24 protein-coding genes, 1 pseudogene and 1 riboswitch are annotated in these 19,155 nt (G+C 47.4%); of the genes and pseudogenes, 1 reads left to right on the top strand and 24 read right to left on the bottom strand.

Annotated elements, in window-relative coordinates:
* Nucleotides 1-29: 29 nt before the first annotated feature.
* The 15 genes and pseudogenes from AC5ELV_RS11515 to AC5ELV_RS11445 form a co-directional block, all read right to left on the bottom strand.
* On the bottom strand, nt 30-617 hold the full coding sequence (locus AC5ELV_RS11515; protein ID WP_493430299.1) for a TIGR01440 family protein: 588 nt from the start codon (nt 615-617) through the stop codon (nt 30-32).
* Between the two features lie 221 nt (nt 618-838).
* Nucleotides 839-920: riboswitch (ZMP/ZTP riboswitch) on the bottom strand.
* 78 nt (nt 921-998) lie between these two features.
* Nucleotides 999-1,583, bottom strand: coding sequence for a low molecular weight protein arginine phosphatase (locus AC5ELV_RS11510; RefSeq protein WP_029518516.1), 585 nt, complete (start codon nt 1,581-1,583; stop codon nt 999-1,001).
* A 62-nt stretch (nt 1,584-1,645) separates the two neighbouring features.
* Nucleotides 1,646-2,206, bottom strand: a complete 561-nt coding sequence (locus AC5ELV_RS11505) for a manganese efflux pump MntP (protein ID WP_023990719.1) — start codon at nt 2,204-2,206, stop codon at nt 1,646-1,648.
* A gap of 141 nt (nt 2,207-2,347) precedes the next feature.
* A complete protein-coding gene (locus AC5ELV_RS11500; RefSeq protein WP_493430298.1) occupies nt 2,348-3,595 on the bottom strand; it encodes an L-threonylcarbamoyladenylate synthase in 1,248 nt (415 codons plus the stop codon).
* Between the two features lie 155 nt (nt 3,596-3,750).
* Nucleotides 3,751-4,443, bottom strand: a complete 693-nt coding sequence (spoIIR, locus tag AC5ELV_RS11495) for a stage II sporulation protein R (protein WP_493430297.1) — start codon at nt 4,441-4,443, stop codon at nt 3,751-3,753.
* A 257-nt stretch (nt 4,444-4,700) separates the two neighbouring features.
* The gene (locus AC5ELV_RS11490; protein ID WP_025721851.1) at nt 4,701-5,894 is read right to left on the bottom strand and encodes an FtsW/RodA/SpoVE family cell cycle protein; all 1,194 of its coding nucleotides are present in this window, start codon (nt 5,892-5,894) and stop codon (nt 4,701-4,703) included.
* A gap of 75 nt (nt 5,895-5,969) precedes the next feature.
* On the bottom strand, nt 5,970-6,869 hold the full coding sequence (prmC, locus tag AC5ELV_RS11485) for a peptide chain release factor N(5)-glutamine methyltransferase (RefSeq protein WP_493430296.1): 900 nt from the start codon (nt 6,867-6,869) through the stop codon (nt 5,970-5,972).
* Nucleotides 6,870-6,872: 3 nt separating this feature from the next.
* The gene (gene prfA, locus AC5ELV_RS11480) at nt 6,873-7,940 is read right to left on the bottom strand and encodes a peptide chain release factor 1 (protein WP_013312344.1); all 1,068 of its coding nucleotides are present in this window, start codon (nt 7,938-7,940) and stop codon (nt 6,873-6,875) included.
* Nucleotides 7,941-8,213: 273 nt separating this feature from the next.
* Nucleotides 8,214-9,314 carry a redox-regulated ATPase YchF gene (gene ychF / locus AC5ELV_RS11475; protein WP_493430295.1) on the bottom strand — a complete coding sequence of 367 codons (1,101 nt, stop codon included), beginning with the start codon at nt 9,312-9,314 and terminating at the stop codon, nt 8,214-8,216.
* Between the two features lie 105 nt (nt 9,315-9,419).
* On the bottom strand, nt 9,420-9,650 hold the full coding sequence (locus AC5ELV_RS11470) for a hypothetical protein (RefSeq protein ID WP_493430294.1): 231 nt from the start codon (nt 9,648-9,650) through the stop codon (nt 9,420-9,422).
* Between the two features lie 350 nt (nt 9,651-10,000).
* Nucleotides 10,001-10,711 (bottom strand): hypothetical protein, encoded by a 711-nt coding sequence (locus AC5ELV_RS11465; protein ID WP_493430293.1) that lies wholly within the window; start codon nt 10,709-10,711, stop codon nt 10,001-10,003.
* Nucleotides 10,712-10,733: 22 nt separating this feature from the next.
* Complete coding sequence (locus AC5ELV_RS11460) at nt 10,734-10,856, bottom strand: hypothetical protein (RefSeq protein WP_493430292.1); 123 nt, start codon at nt 10,854-10,856, stop codon at nt 10,734-10,736.
* Nucleotides 10,853-11,374 carry an accessory gene regulator ArgB-like protein gene (locus AC5ELV_RS11455; protein WP_493430291.1) on the bottom strand — a complete coding sequence of 174 codons (522 nt, stop codon included), beginning with the start codon at nt 11,372-11,374 and terminating at the stop codon, nt 10,853-10,855. The genes AC5ELV_RS11460 and AC5ELV_RS11455 overlap by 4 nt, the downstream gene beginning before the upstream one ends.
* Entirely contained in the window at nt 11,325-12,038 is a 714-nt protein-coding gene (locus tag AC5ELV_RS11450) for a hypothetical protein (protein ID WP_493430290.1), read from the bottom strand. The genes AC5ELV_RS11455 and AC5ELV_RS11450 overlap by 50 nt, the downstream gene beginning before the upstream one ends.
* 64 nt (nt 12,039-12,102) lie before the next feature.
* Nucleotides 12,103-12,395, bottom strand: a pseudogene (locus tag AC5ELV_RS11445) (YolD-like family protein).
* Nucleotides 12,396-12,563: 168 nt separating this feature from the next.
* Here AC5ELV_RS11445 and AC5ELV_RS11440 point away from each other — a divergent pair.
* Nucleotides 12,564-12,728: a hypothetical protein gene (locus AC5ELV_RS11440; RefSeq protein WP_493430289.1), complete on the top strand. Its 165-nt coding sequence runs from the start codon at nt 12,564-12,566 to the stop codon at nt 12,726-12,728.
* A 54-nt stretch (nt 12,729-12,782) separates the two neighbouring features.
* Here AC5ELV_RS11440 and AC5ELV_RS11435 read toward each other — a convergent pair whose 3' ends face one another.
* The 9 genes from AC5ELV_RS11435 to AC5ELV_RS11395 all read right to left on the bottom strand — a co-directional run bounded on the left by AC5ELV_RS11435 (nt 12,783) and on the right by AC5ELV_RS11395 (nt 19,148).
* Entirely contained in the window at nt 12,783-13,322 is a 540-nt protein-coding gene (locus AC5ELV_RS11435; RefSeq protein ID WP_493430288.1) for a phage holin, LLH family, read from the bottom strand.
* Nucleotides 13,323-13,324: 2 nt separating this feature from the next.
* Nucleotides 13,325-14,281, bottom strand: coding sequence for a GH25 family lysozyme (locus AC5ELV_RS11430; RefSeq protein WP_493430287.1), 957 nt, complete (start codon nt 14,279-14,281; stop codon nt 13,325-13,327).
* Nucleotides 14,259-14,663, bottom strand: coding sequence for a phage holin family protein (locus AC5ELV_RS11425; RefSeq protein ID WP_493430286.1), 405 nt, complete (start codon nt 14,661-14,663; stop codon nt 14,259-14,261). Before AC5ELV_RS11425 ends, AC5ELV_RS11430 begins: the two co-directional genes overlap by 23 nt.
* Before the next feature lie 160 nt (nt 14,664-14,823).
* On the bottom strand, nt 14,824-14,952 hold the full coding sequence (locus AC5ELV_RS11420) for a hypothetical protein (RefSeq protein WP_318627283.1): 129 nt from the start codon (nt 14,950-14,952) through the stop codon (nt 14,824-14,826).
* Nucleotides 14,953-14,971: 19 nt separating this feature from the next.
* Nucleotides 14,972-15,343: a hypothetical protein gene (locus AC5ELV_RS11415; protein ID WP_493430285.1), complete on the bottom strand. Its 372-nt coding sequence runs from the start codon at nt 15,341-15,343 to the stop codon at nt 14,972-14,974.
* A 17-nt stretch (nt 15,344-15,360) separates the two neighbouring features.
* On the bottom strand, nt 15,361-16,515 hold the full coding sequence (locus AC5ELV_RS11410; protein WP_493430284.1) for a tail fiber protein: 1,155 nt from the start codon (nt 16,513-16,515) through the stop codon (nt 15,361-15,363).
* A 13-nt stretch (nt 16,516-16,528) separates the two neighbouring features.
* On the bottom strand, nt 16,529-16,918 hold the full coding sequence (locus tag AC5ELV_RS11405; protein WP_462873290.1) for a phage tail-collar fiber domain-containing protein: 390 nt from the start codon (nt 16,916-16,918) through the stop codon (nt 16,529-16,531).
* Nucleotides 16,919-16,932: 14 nt separating this feature from the next.
* Entirely contained in the window at nt 16,933-17,997 is a 1,065-nt protein-coding gene (locus AC5ELV_RS11400; RefSeq protein WP_493430283.1) for a hypothetical protein, read from the bottom strand.
* Nucleotides 17,994-19,148, bottom strand: coding sequence for a baseplate J/gp47 family protein (locus AC5ELV_RS11395; RefSeq protein WP_493430282.1), 1,155 nt, complete (start codon nt 19,146-19,148; stop codon nt 17,994-17,996). The genes AC5ELV_RS11400 and AC5ELV_RS11395 overlap by 4 nt, the downstream gene beginning before the upstream one ends.
* Nucleotides 19,149-19,155 lie beyond the last annotated feature (7 nt).

The following is a 19,155-nucleotide window of genomic DNA, read 5'->3' as shown; positions in this document are numbered from 1 at the left end:
TTAGTACAAACATACCGCCATGCCAAATGCTAATCGCAGTTTCCGCCGACTTCTTGCTCCAGACTATACACTGCCCGTTGTCCACCAATAAGTGGAGGACGAGTGAAAGCCGCTGTCACACGTGCTTCGCCAATCCAGCGAAGGCTTGGGCGAAACGGAACAGCAATGGGTCGCAGATGCATGCCAATCAGCGTTTCGCCAATGTCTATCCCGGCATGAGCCTGCACGTTCGCCGCCAAACACGCGTCGCTCATAGAACGATAGGCGACGGTAGCCATAGAGCCTCCTGCTGTACGAACAGGAACAGCTGCAACCTCCAGCAGTCCCAATCGCTCCAGCACAGCCCGTTCAACGACCAACGCCCGGTTCAAATGCTCACAGCATTGAAACGCCACATCAAAGCCATACTCCCTGCGAACGGACTCTACTCCAGACAACAGTTGCTGAGCCACATCGAGCACTCCCGCCGTACCAATCCGACTTCCAGCCACTTCACTTGTGCTAACGCCAATAACCAGCAGGCGACCAGTCTTGAGACTGGCTGCTTCTGCGATTTCCCGCACAACAGAAGTAGTCTGTGCTTCCAGCGAAATCTCATGATCTAATTGTTCCACCATTGGAACCTCCTTTGGTTGAACAGCCTCTCAGAGACTAGGCACGGTTTAATGCCCCAAGTTCAACACACACTCTCTCCTGATCACAATCTGACTATATTATAGCCGATGTTTCAGTTTTCGAGCAGAAAAAATGGAAGAACCTTTGAAGGAATCAACTCTTAGCTAAAAACCTGACATAACTTGTATATGAAAAAAGAGCAGTCCACACCTATGTGGAATTGCTCTTTTGCCCAGGCGACCGGCCGTATATCCAATGCTCCATCGTGGTTAATCCCACTTTTGTCGCCAGTTACATCGGATTCTCATTTTTCCACCTTATCTTAACGGATTAACCGCCGAAAATCAACAGATTCCGTACAAAATAGATGAGTGATACCAATTTTATTCGGAAGAAGCCTTTAGCTTGTCCAGCAGCTTATGCAGCGCCGTACGGATTTCCGCAGCTGTGACATCGTAGTCTTCTCGCGAACCGCCAAACGGATCTGAAATATCAAAGCCCGGAATCCGTTGGTGTAATTCAATCATTCGTTCACGCTCCTGCGCCGATAGCTCTTGTCCGAGTGAAGCCATCAACTGCTGTGAAGCATATAAACCATCCAACTCTTGTACATCATTCAACACCGCATCCCGGTTCTCCACATATTCCTTAAGCGTAAATACTTTGCCCGCCGTTTGGGGAAAGCGCTGAATTACGTGCTGTTTATGTCCTTGCGTCAAGGTTAAGATCAGATGCGCCCACCCGGCAAGCCCGTCGCTCAAAGGGGTTGAGGTGATCTGATCGGATATATCGTGATCACGTAGAACCGCCTCTGCATGTCGGGATATCGGCGTGCCTTCCATCGCTGCCACTCCCGCAGAACGCACTTCCAGTTCTAGTCCATGCTCAGCAGCCAACTTACGCAGCATCCCTTCAGCCATTGGACTGCGACAGGTATTCCCTGTGCATACAAATAAGATATTCTTCAACGTTTTCACCCCCCGTATGTTAAAAAATATATAAACAGTATTTTACACTGTCTGCGCTAAAATCAAAACATAAACATAAAGCCGAATGCCAACAAAATGGCACCACCCACTGCTTCCCCATAATCTCCTAGATTGCGGCTAACCTTACGACCCAGCAGCAGACCCAGCATCGCCATTGCTCCCCCGCAAAAACCAAACGCCAGAACGGACAGCACCAGATCACTCTGGAACATCCCCAGTGACACTCCTACAGAAAATGAGTCAACGCTCACCCCAAGTGCAAACAGCAAAAGGCCTAAAGGCGAACGATGATCCAATACCTGTACGCCGTCCCCTTTAAAGGAATTATACACCATATGCCCGCCCAAAAGGATGAGTAGTCCCCCTGCGAAGTAGGCCGTCACATGACCTAATAAAGAACTCATATAATGGCCTGTGAACATTCCCAGCAATGGCATCAGAATGTGAAAAAAGCCAATGACAGTACTGATGCGCAGCACGTCTCGCAGGCGTATCCCCTTCATGCCGATCCCTACGCCCAGCGATAACGCATCCATTCCTAGCGCTACCGCCATGATCAGAATCGTTACAACCTGCCCGGCATGGGCAGAGGCTGCCAGCATACTCCATCCCTCCATTATCCGTCTGTTCTTGTACACGTTATGCGGACAAGGGGCAAATCAGTACAAGCATCACTGAAAGTACCCAATACCGAGACGAGGAGGGAGGAAAATTCAATATAAGAGGCTCTGATTCGACAGAAGCTACAAGCGGACGATTCGGTGGCCTGCCGCTTTAAGCAGGCGGTTCATGACGGCGTCTCCCAATCCTTTCGGCGGACAGGATTCCGCCAAAATGTAGGTGACGCCGTCCTCGTCGCAGCGGCGCAGCACGCCGTACAGGCGCTGCGCTGCCTCATGGAGCGCGTCCAGCTTGCCTAGCGTGTAGACGCGTTCTCCGGCGTAACCGGCGGCATGCTCGTCGAACGCGAGCACTGCCGTGCGCTCCCCACGCGCGGAAGCCTCCGCCAGCGCGGCGCGAATCCAGCACGTCACCTCAACGGACGACGGGCCTTGTACCACGCTCAAGCGGCCTCGCGGCGCGTAGTGCGTGTACTTCATGCCCGGCGAGCGCGGCGCCGGGCTATCTGCGTCTTCCCCGGGCGTAGCAGCCAACGCCGGGTCCAGCACGACGGCGCGAGCAACCGCAGCGAGCTGCTCAGCCGTCACGCCGCCGGGGCGCAGGATGGTGACGGTTCCGTCGTCACCCGCCTGCACGACCGTGGACTCCAGCCCCACCCCCGTGGGACCTCCGTCCAAAATGCCGCCGATGCGACCCTCCAGATCCTCCCGCACATGCTGTGCAAGGGTGGGACTGGGTCTTCCCGAACGGTTGGCACTTGGCGCAGCCAACGGACAACCCGCCTCAGCGATCAAACGAAGCGCTATCGGATGATCTGGCATGCGCACACCAACCGTGTCCAGCCCGGCTGTCACACGTGATGACAGTGCCTGCGGCACCACTGGCAATACGAGAGTCAGCGGTCCCGGCCAGAACATATTCATCAGCGCCCGGGCTGTATCGTTTATTTCTGCTACCAACCCCTCTAATTGATCAGCATCAGAAATATGTACAATGAGCGGGTTATCGGAGGGACGCCCTTTGGCAGCGAATACCGCCTCCACCGCTTTTGTACTACGAGCATCGGCCCCCAGGCCGTACACGGTCTCCGTAGGAAAGGCTACCGTCTCGCCAGCTTGGAGGAGTACGGCAGCCTCGCGTATGCCCTTTTCCGCCGCGATCCGAGTCTGTTCAGCCCAAGTTTCGTCAGAAACACCCCCGTCAGTGTTGTTCACAGGAACCAAGCATCTTACATCCCACCATTGGGTATGGGAAGACTTCAATGCCTGGTTCAGCTCGCAATTTTCCTGTTCGTCCAGCTTTTGCTCAGGTTTTTCCTTTTGCACAAAATCTCCGCGCAAGTCTTGCAATTGATTCGATTTATCGCTCATATCAGATCATCCCATATCTTATTGTCATATACAGGCCAGTGATTTCGCTTGATCCTATAAGGCTACTTTGAAAGATCAGTTTATTTGGCTCTGCCATGTGTATATCTATCGTAAGCTCCATTATAGCATATGGGGAAACTTACACTCCTCAACGTTTAGGCAAACAAGCCACTCACCCAGCTACACAGTCCCGCAAGTGCATCCCACAGAAAAAAACGCACTTCCGGCTCCTTGTCAGTGGCATTCGTCCGACTATCTCCGTGATCCGTTTTTGCTGATACCGTTTGTGCCGTTGCTTCCCCACTGCCTGCATCAATAAAGCACAGCGGAGGAAACAGCACGCACCACCAATTTTGACCTTTTCCTTGCCCCAGCGTAACCCGAAGCGCTTCATAATTCCCTGCTGGGTAGACCAGACCACCGTACATCTTCGTCGGGAAAGGTACGCTCGCCAGTTCCACCTGATGATCATATGCAATGCCGCGACGAGCCAGTTCCGTACCTACCAAACGGTCAATTTCAGGTAAATGAGCACCAATCAATGATCTAGCTTGATCTAAGCTTTGCGGGTTTTCCAGCTCACTCACCCAGGCATTCATCTGCTGCACAATGGCGTCCCGTATTTCACGCTTAACCAGCTGATCCTCTGGGCGATCCGAATTGGCCAAAATACGCAGTCGAATGGAGTCATGTGGAATCACATTCAGCCCTGTTGTAGTCACTCCTGAAGCTAAGGTTCCTCTTGTTCCAGTGGTCATAGCGGCATCCGTTTTTTGACCTTCCCAAGACATCATTAATATCGAAATACAAAATAATATCATTGCAGCTTGCTTTACCCAACTTCTCATCTTCGTCCCCCCAAACCCAAACTCTATCATGTCTATCAGTTTGTCCGGTTTGGGAGAGTCTAAACCTATGAGTCTTGTAAAATATTCATAACCACTTTACAGATTTTTTTCAATACACCCTCAAATCATGCTACATCAAGCTTCTGACCCTCGCCGAGGAATATAAAAAAGCCCAGATTTCACAATCTGGACTCTCGGCGTTGCACCATTTCAACTCACACAAATACCAATCAGTATCTAGCCACAATCCACCTGTACTAGGCTTTTTTCGCCTTCGTCAAGCTCAATCTGGAAGGCTGTGGCAGATCATCCTCCAGCTCTTGGCCGTGCACCTTAATACTCATAACCAAGCCGATACTAGCCATGTTAATAAGCAACGAGGTACCACCATAACTTATGAACGGGAGCGTAATCCCCGTAAGCGGCATAATGCCCAGAAACGCACCAATATTCTCAAAAATCTGATACAGCAACATGGACACAATCCCGACAATAATATACGGTCCGGCGCGATCCCGGCATTCCAGCGAAATCAGGATCATTCGATGAATCAAAATAAAATATAGCAATAGCAGCACTGAAGAGCCTACAAAGCCAAATTCCTCCGCTACGACCACAAAAATAGAATCCGCATACGTATAAGGAACACGCCCGGACTGTACCGAGGTTCCTTGCAAAAACCCCTTGCCCATCATCCCGCCAGAGGCTATCGCCAGCTTGGCATTTTTGGTATGATAAGACGCCTTCGCAGTTGCCTCTTCTGGTACCAACCAAGGGTCCAAACGCTCTACCCAGTGACTACGACCAATCCCCTTCATAAAGGAATCAATCTCATCGTGAAACGAAATATAAGCTTTGATCCCGCCGCCAACGGCGACTGCAAATACGATGAATCCGATTAATGCATGAGATGCCTTCACATTACCAATCCAAAGCATACCGATGACGATCACAATGTAACCGAGCGCATTACCGAGGTCATTTTGTGCCATAACCATGGCAAACGGGACAAAGCTCACCAGAGCGACTGGAAGAACATCCTGAATAAAATACAGCTTGCTCTTGCGCTTTTTGATCAGCATATAAGTCAGAAAAATGATTAGAACCAACTTGAATACCTCAGCAGGCTGAAGATTCAAACCACCAATTTTCAAAAAGCCCTGAGAGTTGTTAACCGTCCCGCCAAAAAATCCGAGACCCAACAGGAATATTCCGCCTCCATATACGTACAGGGCTTTTTTAATGAATATCCGAAAATCGACCATCGCTAAACCCAAGATCGCCACAAAACCCAATATATAATACCCGATCATCTTCTGGTAGTCATTGCCGTGCTCTGCCAAGTTCGTAGGGCCCCTACCTGCGCTGTATACCGTTATGATACTAATCGCCATGAGCAAAACCAGAATAAAGATAACCGGACCGTCAATTTTTTTCAATTTCTGAAGCATGATTTCCCCCTGAGCCGTTTCTCGGTCATACCCCTCTTATTCTAAAGGAAAGACTCGCAAAAAGAAAATGCAGCACTACTCCGAGACGCCTAGGACATGTCGCTCGATCCCTGCGAGGTCAGGAACGATTATAATGTTCTTCCAATGACCTGCCCGTTCCAGCAGGCCAGCCACATCTCTGGCCTGTCCCATCCCCAGTTCAAACCCGATTAGCCGGGGCGGTGCCTGAAGGAGTCCAAGCTGCTCCAGCATTGCCCGATACGGGCCGAGCCCGTCAGGACCACCATCCAACGCCATCCGCGGCTCATGGTCGCGTACCTCTGGCTGTAAGCCAGCGATGTCAGCAGCCGGGATGTACGGCGGGTTGGACACGAGAATGTCCACCGCCGTTCTCGCGAACGGCGTCAGCAGATCGCCCTCGCGGAATTCTACGGCTGCGCCGTTCGCAGCGGCGTTATGAGCCGCCATCTTTAGCGCAGCGGCCGAAATATCCCCAGCCGCCACGCGCCAGCTCGGTCGCTCAGCCGCCAGCGTCACGGCAATCGCACCGCTGCCCGCGCCGATGTCGAGCACCTGCGGAGCGCCGCTTGGCCACAGCCGATCACCGTGCTGGAGTATCGCCTCGACGAGCAGTTCTGTCTCCGGGCGTGGAATCAGCACCGACGGCGAAACCATAAACGGGCGGCCATAAAATTCCTGCCGTCCGATAATATACTGCGCCGGTTCACCCGCAGCTTTGCGGGCTATGATCCGTTCCCACGCCTCCTTGGCGAAGGAAGGGAACGGATCACCCAGAGCGGCGTAAAACGCCGTACCTTCCAACCCGAGCACATACTCCAGCAGCAAGCGGGCGTTATGCTGCGGCTCCAGAACGCCACAGCTTCCTAAAAAAGAAGAAGCCTCGACTAAGGCTTCTCTGACACTCATGTTCCGTTCCGGCGACATCCGATACACACAATCGCGTTCGTTCCCCAAAACTTAAACCTCTTGTTCCATCAAATCAGCCTGCTCTGCAATCGTGAGCGCCGATACGATTTCTTCGATCTCCCCGTTCATCACCTGGTCCAACTTATGCATAGTTAGTCCAATACGATGATCCGTTACACGGCTTTGCGGGAAGTTGTAGGTACGTATACGCTCACTGCGGTCCCCGGTACCTACTTTACTCTTACGCTCGCCTGCATATTTGGCTTCCTCTTCCTGACGCAGCATATCCGAAATACGGGCACGCAAAACTTGCAGCGCCTTCTCCTTATTGGAGTTCTGGGATTTGCCGTCCTGACAGGTTGCCATAATACCTGTTGGCATATGCGTTACACGCACCGCCGACTTGGTCGTATTAACAGACTGTCCGCCCGCACCGCTGGAACAGAACGTATCCACGCGAATATCCTTGTCGGAAATTTCAATATCCACTTCTTCCGCCTCAGGCATAACAGATACTGTAGATGTCGACGTATGAATACGCCCACCTGATTCCGTCGTCGGAATCCGCTGTACGCGATGTGCGCCGCTTTCGAATTTCATTTTGCTGTATGCACCGCGGCCGTTAATCATGAAAATAACCTCTTTAAAGCCCCCGAGGTCATTCATGTTCGCGTCCATCAGCTCTACACGCCAGCCTTGGGTATCGGCATAACGAGTATACATCCGATACAAGTCCGCTGCGAACAGTGCCGCTTCGTCACCACCCGCTGCACCACGAATCTCGATAATAACGTTCTTATCATCATTCGGGTCCTTTGGCAACAGTAAAATACGGATTTTTTCATCCAGCTCCCGCTTGCGAACACTCAGTTCTTCAATCTCCATTTTGACCATTTCACGCATCTCGTCGTCCAGCTTTTCACCCTGCATGGTTTTTGCAGCTTCCAGCTCTTCAACGACATTTTTATATTCGGTATATGCTTCATAAGCAGGCTGTAAATCAGACTGTTCTTTGGAATAATCTCTAAGTTTTTTGCTATCGTTCGCTACATCCGGATCGCAGAGCAGTTCGCTCAGTTTATCGTAGCGGTCCGCCAATGATTGCAATCGGTCCAACAAGCGATTCACCTCTTCAGTTAAATTAATATGAAGCCAGCTTCAATTTCACTGGCTACAGCTCTTTATTATACCAACTAATTCATGAATTAGCTACATGAAATACTGACTAATTTAGGATTTTGCAAAAATCCACGCGACATGTAATACAATAAAAAAAGTCGCCGCCCTACTATAGGCAGCGACCACGTAATCTAGCACATTTCAGATCACACATACATTGAGACTTCGTCATTCATATATCCGAATCAAGTATTGTGCTTTGGAAATTATATATTAAACATTAAAACGGAAATGCATAACGTCTCCGTCCTGCACTACATATTCCTTACCTTCCAGACGAAGCTGACCACGTTCTTTGGCCCCGTTCATCGAACCAGCAGCGACCAAATCATTGTAGGATACAACCTCGGCACGGATAAATCCGCGTTCAAAATCCGTATGGATTACGCCCGCAGCACCCGGTGCCTTCGTTCCTTTGTGAATAGTCCAAGCGCGTACTTCCTGCACACCTGCTGTGAAATACGTATACAGGCCCAACAAGCGATATGCTGCTTTAATCAGACGGTTCAATCCAGATTCAGCCAATCCCAGCTCCTCGAGGAACATCGCCTTGTCTTCGCCTTCCAGCTCAGCAATTTCAGATTCTACCTTGGCGCTGATCGGCACCACTTCTGCATTTTCAGCCACGGCAAAATCGCGTACCTTTTGCACATATGGATTGCTGTCGGCTTCCGTTACGCCATCTTCGCTAACATTAGCGGCGTAGAGTACAGGCTTCATCGTCAGCAAATGAAGATCGCGTACAATCAGCCGTTCTTCATCCGACAATTCTAAGCTACGCGCAGGTTTATCAGCATATAGCGTTTCCTTGATCCGCTCCAGCACTTCAACTTCTTGGGTGTACTGCTTGTTGCCACCCTTCATGTTCTTGCGGGAACGTTCAATACGCTTGTCTACGCTTTCGATATCCGCCAGAATCAGTTCCAAATTAATGGTCTGAATGTCGCTGATCGGGTCAATTTTGCCGTCTACATGGGTAATGTTCTCATCTTCAAAGCAACGTACCACATGTACAATCGCATCCACTTCACGAATATGAGCCAGAAACTTGTTACCCAGACCCTCGCCCTTGCTCGCACCGCGCACAAGTCCTGCAATATCAACAAATTCAAAAGCCGTTGGCACCGTTTTATTCGGCACAACCAGTTCGGTCAGCTTATCCAGCCGCTCGTCTGGTACTTCAACGACGCCTACATTGGGGTCAATCGTACAAAATGGATAGTTTGCGGATTCCGCACCCGCCTGCGTTATTGCGTTAAAAAGTGTTGATTTGCCCACATTCGGCAAGCCGACGATACCACAAGAGAGAGCCATTTATAATACACTCCTTGAACATTTAGTTATGTTTTATCAGCTAATGATAATCTCTAAAACAGAAAAGGACAAGGCGAGTATGGCTTTACCCTCTTGTCCTTTTCTCTATTTCAGATATTTTGCGCCTTCTTCCAACCCCAATGAGTACGATTTCTTAACCGTGGCCTTGGTGTGCTGCAACAGAAGATTTTCAATTTCAAAAGCCGTGTCTTGAGCTAGGCTGCCCGAATAAATAATTTCGTTTATTTTAATCAAATATGCACCTTCATCTAAAACAACATCTGAAATCTCTTGTGACCTCTTTTCAATAATAGGGTCAATCCATTCGTTTAGCATGTGCGACACTCCTATGATGGGACGTTTACTGGCAATTATCTTTCATGTATACTCACGTTGAATCAATTTCTTGTGGGGCAATTTTGGCTATCCTGGCAGGGATGCCAACCCACATTAAGCGCCTCTCTTAGGAAGGCGTTTTTTTCACATCCTTCCCCCTAACAAGAACTTGCGTTCGCGTTATTCTATTTTTTTGAATCTCTTACCCCTTTTATATCAACTATCATGTTATGGCGTAAAGGGGAAAAATGTCGTATGATGTCGAACCCATTTGCGCTATCCTAGGGTAGATTGATATTGACAATGAAGATAAAATATGATAATAAAACCCGACCATTGGCCGGGTTTTGTCAGTTTCTTAATATTTTCTTTAATGCCCTGTGCTTTGGTTTGGATATAGGACACGTATAATCCGTGTCTTTAAAAGTCACTATGATGCCAAAACTTTGTTCTATAAAGCCAGCAACTTTGGATACATTTATGAGGTGGCCTGGTGTGGCCGGGTAAAGATAGGGGAATGCTCCTTGGCAGTGACGCATGGTAAGAGCAACCACATAAAATCCACCAGCATAATATAAACGCGGCACATGATAATTCTTTTTAGGGTCCCACATATCTAAAAAAAACATATCTTTAGCGGGATAAAGTCCGGCTTTAGAATTGCACGTACCGATAATAAAACGCTGATCATCTGGACGTTTATTTGCTGCTTCCATTAATTCAGTCAATACAACCGAATTGAGTTTATTAACGCTGGTATGTTTATCGCCTCTAAAATATACCTTACCACCATATTCGCCCGTTTCTGATCTGGAGACATTTTTTAAATTAACTAAGTTACCTGAGTCCAAGCTAATAAAATCGGGGAATCCATCAGCGAATTCCCCGTGTGTTGTAGGAGCGGTGAAGTTTCCATCCGTTGTAATGAAGAAGGGTATTTCATAATTGGACTTCGGTATCCATCTCTCTACACACACTAAATCATTTTCAAAAAATGAATACCTATTTCCAAAGTCCCCACTTGGAAGTATCTCGGGTGCAAAAATTTGTCTGTTTTCCATATGAGTATGTTCATTTCTTTTTTTAATTCTTTTTTAATTCTTGTGGTACAGGCATTGCGCCTACAAGCGTTTTCTCACATTTAGACGATTTTTCTGCATCTTGTACCAACCTTTTTGATATAAGACGTGCGATTCCCTTTTTCATCGTTGCTCACCTCCCTTCTTCGGTAAAAGTAGAATGGCCTGAGCCATGAAAGATAGAGCAATTATAGGTGATTGGAATATAAAATTAGTGATTACGACAGCTAACGAAATCCATTTTAAATATGGGTCTAATCCCGAAGGATTAAGGTCCTCAGATTTGCGAGGGGCCACCCATAAGACCACTAAAGCTGTTATGGATGTAAGCAAGATTGTGCCATCATGTCCAAGATGTATTAGAGGTATACTAGCGAAAAGCGTTGCAGAAAATAAGGCACAGAATGTTAAAGAACGAAAGTGGAACCCGCCCGAGAACTTTCTAAGTGCTACAAAACTGAAAAAAGCCAAAAGGGCATTTAAAATATCACCCAGTACCCATCCAAATAGCACTGTAAGTATTAACCCCGTATACCAATTAAGCTTAATCCCGATTGCGTAGGTCAATACTTCGACGCTGCCGGGTCCATCTGGATCAGCTTTTTTTATTTCGCTCGCTATACGCTTCGAGAGCTTTTCTAGCATCCTCGTAATCGCTCCTCTTGGAGAAGATATAAGAAAGGGCAAAAGTGAACACAGACACCAACAGTATTGCAAGCGGGTTTAGATAGTATAAAAGTAATACTCCTGAACTTATCGTTATTGCCGAAAACAAAGTGCTTGTTAGTACCATTTTATTTTCTTTAGTGTTATAGTCTTCCTTCCAAATGAAATCATGTGGAGGTGCTGATATAAAAGAAAAACCTGTGCCGTATAGCTTAAAAAGCGCGGCAATGAGATAAGTGATTAGTATAGATGTACCTTGCAATAAAAACACTTGCAGAGATGCGTTTTCCTTTAATACGCCTATCTGCATTATGTCAAAAAACTTATATACATAAAAAATAGCCATTTGCATAGTGGCATAGGCACTTATGGAAACTCCCAATATAAAAGCAGACCAGTGCAATTTTATTTTTAACCCTATACGAAGAAATATTGAAAATAGTGCGTACTGCAAAGGCAAGTCCAACTTAGGTACGTTTAGTAAAATCCGCATCAAAAAGGATACGAGAGATATAACCACAGCAAAAATGATAATCCTGTATTTATACTCTTTAATGGGTAGCATATACAAGGCCAAAGGGAAGACGATTATGGCTAGTGCATCAAACACCCCAATAATTATATAAATCAAATTGGTTAACACCTTACACCACCCTATATTTAATTTATCTTAATTATATAGTGGTGTATTGCGTAAGCAAGAGATTTTACAAATTTACGGATATAATATCCTCCAACTTAATCCAACTAAAATCATCCTCACCACGAAACAGTTTTACTTCGCGTCTTGCGGTGTTAATTGACGTAACTACACCAGTCATGTCCGTGTGTTGTAAGACTCTATTAGAGCCTGCTCAATCAATTGTACCTCCTGATCGTCCAACTCCGGTTTACCACGCCGCTGACGGTCTTTCATTAGCTTCAGACAAGCCTCTTTATGCTCCGGCAGAATAATCCGCGAACTCTCCCACAAACCATTGCCCTCAAGTTTTTTTCCCATGTATGTATCCCCCTACACAATATTATGTACAAATTATAAAACGAACATACGTTCCATTCAATAGTATGTAGAAATTACTCAGAAGTTTTCTACTAGCAAATTATTCCTACTGCTGATAGACTATTTATGAAATGAAGGGACTTGTCCAATTCAAGGAGGGTGATAACAATGTTATATATTGGGTGGGCAATACTCATAAGCGGAATACTTTATAATAAATTCAGTGATGCTCAAGAATTCAACATTAACTGGGGAATAATTGTGGGACTATTAGCTATATTATATGCTTTATCAGAAAACTACATAAAGACAAAAAAAGCACAAAAAAGTTGAAATATCATTGAATCTAAAAACACCCTACCAGCAAAAGCCAGTAGGGTGTTTACTTTAATCAGTTACAGTTGTCTGTGCTACAGAAGCCGTATCTTGTAATGTTTCCGGTTTCTGGCTTACTACGTTCTCTGCTCCAGTAGCTTGTGAAAGGATTGCTGTGACTTGAGCTGCCAATGATGATACTGCCTCCTTAGCAGCCGCTTGAGTAGCTTCTTCGTTCGGTTGTGATTCTGTAACGATTGCCTTCGTTTTGGATTTATACTCCAAATATGCCCTTTCTATTGCGGATCGAATCTCTACAGCCGATACAGTAATGCCCTGTTCTGCCAAACGCAATGTAGTATACTGTAACGCCTCCTGAAGCTTGCGCTCTCCCCCGGCTTCTTTAAACGCTGTTTGAGCAAAGGCAAAGCCTTCTCCTGCTATCTTATGAATTACTTCCCTTTGTGCTGCCGTTGTACGCGCTTCTAGCCACACGTTAACCTTAGCTTTAAGCTTATTCAGACCTCCTAAGACAAACGCTGTAAGCACACCCGCAGCGGCTGTAACAATGGTATTTACGTAAGGCTGTACAGTTTCGATAATTGTTTGCATGATTATTTAACCCCTTTCGTTATTAACGTTGCGATTTTATTTTTTGAATCCCAGGACACTACTCCGCCGTAAGCCTCTGCAATTGGCTTGAGCTGCACATAAGCCGTGTCCTTTACAAGTTGGACAGTTTGCAGTTTGGCCCCGTTTAAATAAGCTTCCTTGCGGGCGTTGTCCCAACGATAAGACAAGCCCAAGGCATTTGCCAAAGACCGCAGCGGTACATAGGTTCTGGAGCCATACAGAAGCGCTTTCCCCACGTCTTGACCATTGACGCGAAACATGCCGGATGTAGCAGATTCTGTCTGTTGTGCAGGGACGACAGCGCCGAATCGCTTATGCAACTGGTCTGCCGTTCCATCAAATTCGTTCAGATCCACGTTCCCTTTTATCCCAGCTACCTTGCCGCTGTCGCTGTATTGCCAAATATCCCAGCGTTTCCACGTCACTGTGTCGCTTGGGACGCGAGTATCACTGTAGCGTGCTATCCATAGTGGGTATCCGCCCAAGGAAGCGTTAAAATTGGCAGCAAAGGCGTTGCCCGTATAAATGATAGGCTTGCGCCCCGTAAGGCGCTCCAGCTCCAGCAGAAAAGCTAACGCTACCATATTAATGAGCGTTTTGGACAGGTCCCCCGGATTGTTTTCATAATCCATCACCGCCGGAAGGTCCAGCGTTTTCGCACCGCCAACCTGATCCAACACCTCAGCGAAATGCCGCGCTTCCGCTTTGGCTGCATCAACACTAGTTGCGTCTAAAAAATGATAAGCTCCCAGCAATACCCCTGCTGATCTGGCTCCTTTTGCATTTGTGGTAAATGTCCGATCGACGTAACGTTGTCCCTGACTTGCTTTGATGAAGGCAAATGAGATACCATCAGCCTTGACCGCTTTCCAATCAATATTGCCCTGATAGCGAGATACGTCGATCCCCTGCGCATTACCTTTTTTCCTTGCTTGCATCCTCTTTTTCTCCTTCCTGATTACCACCCTTACTTCTTAAAACCTCCACAGCCTGCCGGATCACTGCCGGAATGGGCACGCCGATCCTCCCACCGTTTTCAAAGATGGATAACAACTCGTTTGCCATATAAAAATAGGCGACTGCATCCCTAAAAAGGTGCGAATCGCCCAAGACTCCATCTATTAAATGGGATATAGCTACCATTGCAAAAATAAAAACTTTACGTGCGATACCAATAAGACCGATCTTACTTTTCAAGCCCGGTCCAGTTCCTTTCTTCCCTTCCACACCAGCAGCAATTAGCCCAGACGCATAATCAAATATGACCAGTGCAAGCAACACCCCCAATACTCCCGACCACCCACCATAAAGATACGTCACCGCGCTACTTCCTAAAGCGGTGCTAAATTTTAGAACTTCCCACTTGTCCACTTGCTTCCCCCGTCTCCGTGGTCAGGAAACTTTGCCTGACCTATAAAAGTAAAGCCCCCCGACCACTCACCGAGGGCATAAAAATAGCGCATCCGATTGGATACACTGGCTAAACATTTTGTGGTGTTGCTAATATTGCCTTTTGTTCTTCCTCACTAATAAATTTTGGAGTGTACAAAATTAGCCGTTGCTCATCAACTTTTTTCATGGTCCACATATTAAGCAGAAATGAATACATCTATTTCACCTCCCTCCCGTTAGGATTTATTTGTAACATCCATAAGAGCAAGCATAGCGGCTTCTGTGCTGTCCTGGCGCGCCCGTAACTCACTTACTTGGTCTGAGAGTGGCGCTTGAGGCTCGGGTTTTGTATCCACATAAACAAACTCCATCTTGCCAGTGTCCGGGTTAACGATGTAGGACTTTGCTCGCTGGAAGTCTTCGTAATACTGTCTATAGGTTAGCTGCAATACCTCTACCTGTGCCGGGTCATATCCCTTGAGTTGCGGATAAAATCCCATATCGTCCGCTTTTGTTGTTTCACGGGCAAAGTCGCTTTCGATTTCCGGCGTGATGAAGATTACCTCACCGCTTGATTTTCTCCAGTAAACTTTCGATCCAATTTGCATGATAATCACCCTTTCTATTATTCGTAAGCTTCCCACTCATAGGCTGTTATCCTACTGATCGGGCTTCCCCCAGCGTAGTCATTTATATAGCTACCTGCCAAGGTAGCTGTGAACCCGCCTGATTGTTGTACGAATCCGCGTAAAGCAATGGTGTTGTTCATTCTACCCCGTAGGGTTCCTTGGGCCGAAGTCGAACAAGGAATCCAAGCATCTAACCAAAGCGTGCCCTCTGTTTCATCTAGTTTCACATGAACATATACTTTCGAAGGAGTAAAACCCATAGAGTTGACGGATAGCTGCATAGTTACATCTTGCCTCCAGCCAGTGGCCGAAGCTGTCTGACCGTTGAACGTGCCAGAGGCAAACCGTTTAACTGGTAGGTTCGTAATTACTGCTGCTATCTGATCGCTACTCATATCAGAACTGGCGCCTCCAAATTTGCCGTTGATCGCGCCTACGATTTTATTTTTAAAATCAACGGCTTGCGTAAAAGCTTGGTCTGCCCGGCTGTATGCTTCATTTGCTCGGTCATTAGCCACCTTTACCGCACTCGGCGTGGCTGCCTGATCAGTAGCAGTGCTGTTGGTAGACGTATTAAGCTGTGTAATGCCCCTCGCCTGTGTTGATGCGGAAGGTAGATCCGATGCAAGGTGTGTATGATTCTTGCTTGCTAATCCGTCCCAAGGCACCCAAACTCCAGCGACTGTTCTAATCCGTTTGTATACCCCACCAGTTTCATCGACATAGAGGTGGACGATTACCATATCCTCTTCCACTTTGACCGATCCTACAAAAAGAACGCCTTTAGGATTTGCCCCTGGCGGACTGTGATCCGAAGTAGGGTTTAAAGTTGCAACATCAATCCTGTGAGCTCCGGGTAAGATGATAAAATTCCAATCGACTGAGAAAGGCTTCCCTCTATCGACAAACGATATGCCATACAAATCAGAAAGAGCCTTGCTGTTCGGTACAGTAGCGGAAGAAGCAGACTTATAATCTGCGCTGAGTCGGACGATACCCTTAACTGTAGTTGTGGCATCGTCTACCTTTATATTTTTAATAGCCTCGTCCAAAGACTGATCATTTTCATAGAGCGTATCAATCGGCACATTCAAGACATCGGCATGCCCTTGGTCTGTGGTAACAAATCGTCTTGGTTGTTTTATTGTCACAAGCTACCCCTCCTTAATAAATGTCGTCGATCTCAAATATAAACTCCATGTCGCTGTCCTTAATTTTGTTGGTCATGGTTCGTATGGCCGTTAGTTTGCCAGCCGAATCAACCAACGCCAGTTCATTGATCGTTTTCCCGGCTAGTTCAGTTTCAGCCAGTGAGCAGACGTACCGTATAGTGGCCGGGGCAATGAATTCAAAACTGGAGATATCCTTTTGAAGCAGTTCAGACTTTAAGGACTGCTCTGTTCCGTCCAAGGGAAGCGGCTTGCCTTCTGTGTCCACTCCACCGCTACCGAATGCCATTTTGACCACCTTCGTTAGTGTGCCACCCTCTGCCCGCGCTCGGGCCATCTGCTCTCTTGCGTAGGCAGTTGTTACCGTTAATACTTGTTCAGCCATTGCTATCATCCTTTCTAAGCTTCCATGATCGTTTCCGTTGAACTTAATGTCCGACTGCCATCCAACATAACGCTACCATCAAGCAACCAATAATTTTTTCGTGCCTTCACTACTCCAGTCTGATCATTCTCAATACGATGCTTGATCTTCAACTCCAGCTTATTAACATACCGCCGACGCCCACCAGTCCAGCCGGACAAAGAGGCCGACCCGTTTAACACTTCTACCCCATCCAGATACCACGGCCTGCCCCCAAAAAAATGAACTGCGGATCGCAAGCGCAGTCTACTCTGGTAGGAATGTGTGTGCTGAATAGGGGTATATACATGGACAGAAGTAGTAAAAGCAATACCTCCACCTTTGTTCTCCAGCAAAATACTCCTGAATGCAGACAGGACCTCGCCGCTTTCCGTATACTTGGCATCCAGTCGAACACCCAAAACCGCAGGAGCCTTGTCGTATACCTCCACCCCACCGGACTCACCCAACTGATAGGCTAGTAATTCCTGCAAGGCTACATTGTTCGTTTTGGGATTCAGCACCCACATTGTAAATCGTCTGCGGAAAGATTCAGCCAATTCGCCAGGGCGGCGTTGCATACCAAAGAAGCTGCCCCAGTAATCGAGCCAACGTCCAGTTGCCATATTTCGGTCCAGTTGTAACAGTGCCAGATCCGTGTCCGACTCCGCTTTACGCAATGTACGGTATATCGGATACATACGCCGCCAAACATTGCTTGCGAAGGCATTCAATGTCGAATCAACCGGGATATTCGTTACTTCTATCAGCGCCAGCGGTACGGCATCCTGTCTAATCGTTTCAGGCTCTAAATCTGCAATGTACCCCAATCTGCGTATAGCCTCTATCAATCCCACCGTGTCCACTTCTTGTAGTTTGACCGCTTGCTTATCCGGCAGCTCTATGCGATACGGCGCACTGTGGAAATAAAGCATCCCTTCATCCACCGTCACCATACTATGCAGGCCAGATCCACGCCCGAGTGTTAAAAATGGAACCTCCTTCGGAAGCTTGAGCCATTTATCACCCAGGTTGTCCAACAGCTTTTTTAAAATCCTCATACGCTCGCCTCCCGGTAAATTATCGGGAACTGTGGTACAAGCTTCTCTGTTTTTCCTGCGGTTGGGTTAGCATCGGACCATGTTGTGCCACCATCCACGGATAAATCCAATTTCACATCATATATGCCACTCAGCAGCTTTATGCGGGTTTCCAGCTCCGTTTGTACCATTTCCTGTCCTTGTTTAACCCCGCTGAAATAGTCCCTAATCTCTCGCTCAATGTCGCCCTGTACCGTGTCAAGTGTAACGCCCTCATTAAATGTTATTGTCAAGCGTACGCTGACAGGCTTGGTGGTAACGGAAAACAAATTAATTTGTATTCCAGCAGACTTGTACCCATATACGGGCTTGCCGTTTTCATAATACCCAGTCAACGTTTTCTGAATAGCTGCGAATAGTTCAGGGGAGGCCGTGCCAACTCCATTCCAAATATAGCAGTCTACCTCCCCCTTCCGGGTGGGTAAATCCTCAAACGCTTGGCAATCTATCACGCGCTCAGTCGCCAGCCCTGTTGCATCTGTGAGCTGGACTGTAGTCGCTCCATATTCGATGCTTTGCAATGTTCCCCTTGATAAAGAAGCAATAAACTTTTTAAAGCGATTCTTCTGCTCGTCTCCTGTCTCTTCTTCCTTCCCGTTGGAAAAGGCAGCACTATTAAATACCGTGTCAATTCCCGTTGGCTTGGATACAAAATCGGTAATGGTTTGGGCTTCTGTGTTACCGTCCAAGCCAGGTGTCAGGCAGATTACAGGTACATCAACTCTCGTTGTTCCAACCGCAATTACCGCATCTGAGGTGGTGCGGTAATTGATCGGGGCTTTTGAAGCCGTAGCCTGCGTTTTGAGCAAGGTTCCAACTGGGACAAGGTAATTGGTATTTGCTGGTGTTACACGGGTAAACGTGACCGTTCCAGTTGCGTACAGAGCTGGAAGCTTCGGAAATCCAAAAGCGGAATAGATCCCTTCTCCTATTGCTTTACGCATGGCCCGCCAAGTTTTGTCGTAATATTCTTCCAGCTCTTTCCCTACTGCCTCCAACATGGTTCGTGCCCGTGAGCCAATACTAAAATCCGTTATTTTGGAAGATACGCCCCTTGACCAGTCCACCATGTCTTGTACAATACTCTCCATGGTTTTGCGTTCAAAAGCCAAAATACTC

Source organism: Paenibacillus sp. NMA1017 (assembly GCF_058895805.1).
Note: the sequence above shows the minus strand (reverse complement) of the source record. Positions and strands in the feature narration are given on the sequence as shown.

Coding starts and splice junctions, on each gene's coding strand:
- AC5ELV_RS11515 (WP_493430299.1), bottom strand. CDS start 617: ATGGTGGAACAATTAGATCATGAGATTTCGCTGGAAGCACAGACTACT.
- AC5ELV_RS11505 (WP_023990719.1), bottom strand. CDS start 2,206: ATGCTGGCAGCCTCTGCCCATGCCGGGCAGGTTGTAACGATTCTGATC.
- AC5ELV_RS11500 (WP_493430298.1), bottom strand. CDS start 3,595: ATGAGCGATAAATCGAATCAATTGCAAGACTTGCGCGGAGATTTTGTG.
- spoIIR (WP_493430297.1), bottom strand. CDS start 4,443: ATGAGAAGTTGGGTAAAGCAAGCTGCAATGATATTATTTTGTATTTCG.
- AC5ELV_RS11490 (WP_025721851.1), bottom strand. CDS start 5,894: ATGCTTCAGAAATTGAAAAAAATTGACGGTCCGGTTATCTTTATTCTG.
- ychF (WP_493430295.1), bottom strand. CDS start 9,314: ATGGCTCTCTCTTGTGGTATCGTCGGCTTGCCGAATGTGGGCAAATCA.
- AC5ELV_RS11470 (WP_493430294.1), bottom strand. CDS start 9,650: ATGCTAAACGAATGGATTGACCCTATTATTGAAAAGAGGTCACAAGAG.
- AC5ELV_RS11465 (WP_493430293.1), bottom strand. CDS start 10,711: ATGGAAAACAGACAAATTTTTGCACCCGAGATACTTCCAAGTGGGGAC.
- AC5ELV_RS11460 (WP_493430292.1), bottom strand. CDS start 10,856: ATGAAAAAGGGAATCGCACGTCTTATATCAAAAAGGTTGGTACAAGAT.
- AC5ELV_RS11455 (WP_493430291.1), bottom strand. CDS start 11,374: ATGCTAGAAAAGCTCTCGAAGCGTATAGCGAGCGAAATAAAAAAAGCT.
- AC5ELV_RS11440 (WP_493430289.1), top strand. CDS start 12,564: ATGTTATATATTGGGTGGGCAATACTCATAAGCGGAATACTTTATAAT.
- AC5ELV_RS11435 (WP_493430288.1), bottom strand. CDS start 13,322: ATGCAAACAATTATCGAAACTGTACAGCCTTACGTAAATACCATTGTT.
- AC5ELV_RS11430 (WP_493430287.1), bottom strand. CDS start 14,281: ATGCAAGCAAGGAAAAAAGGTAATGCGCAGGGGATCGACGTATCTCGC.
- AC5ELV_RS11420 (WP_318627283.1), bottom strand. CDS start 14,952: ATGTATTCATTTCTGCTTAATATGTGGACCATGAAAAAAGTTGATGAG.
- AC5ELV_RS11415 (WP_493430285.1), bottom strand. CDS start 15,343: ATGCAAATTGGATCGAAAGTTTACTGGAGAAAATCAAGCGGTGAGGTA.
- AC5ELV_RS11405 (WP_462873290.1), bottom strand. CDS start 16,918: ATGGCTGAACAAGTATTAACGGTAACAACTGCCTACGCAAGAGAGCAG.
- AC5ELV_RS11400 (WP_493430283.1), bottom strand. CDS start 17,997: ATGAGGATTTTAAAAAAGCTGTTGGACAACCTGGGTGATAAATGGCTC.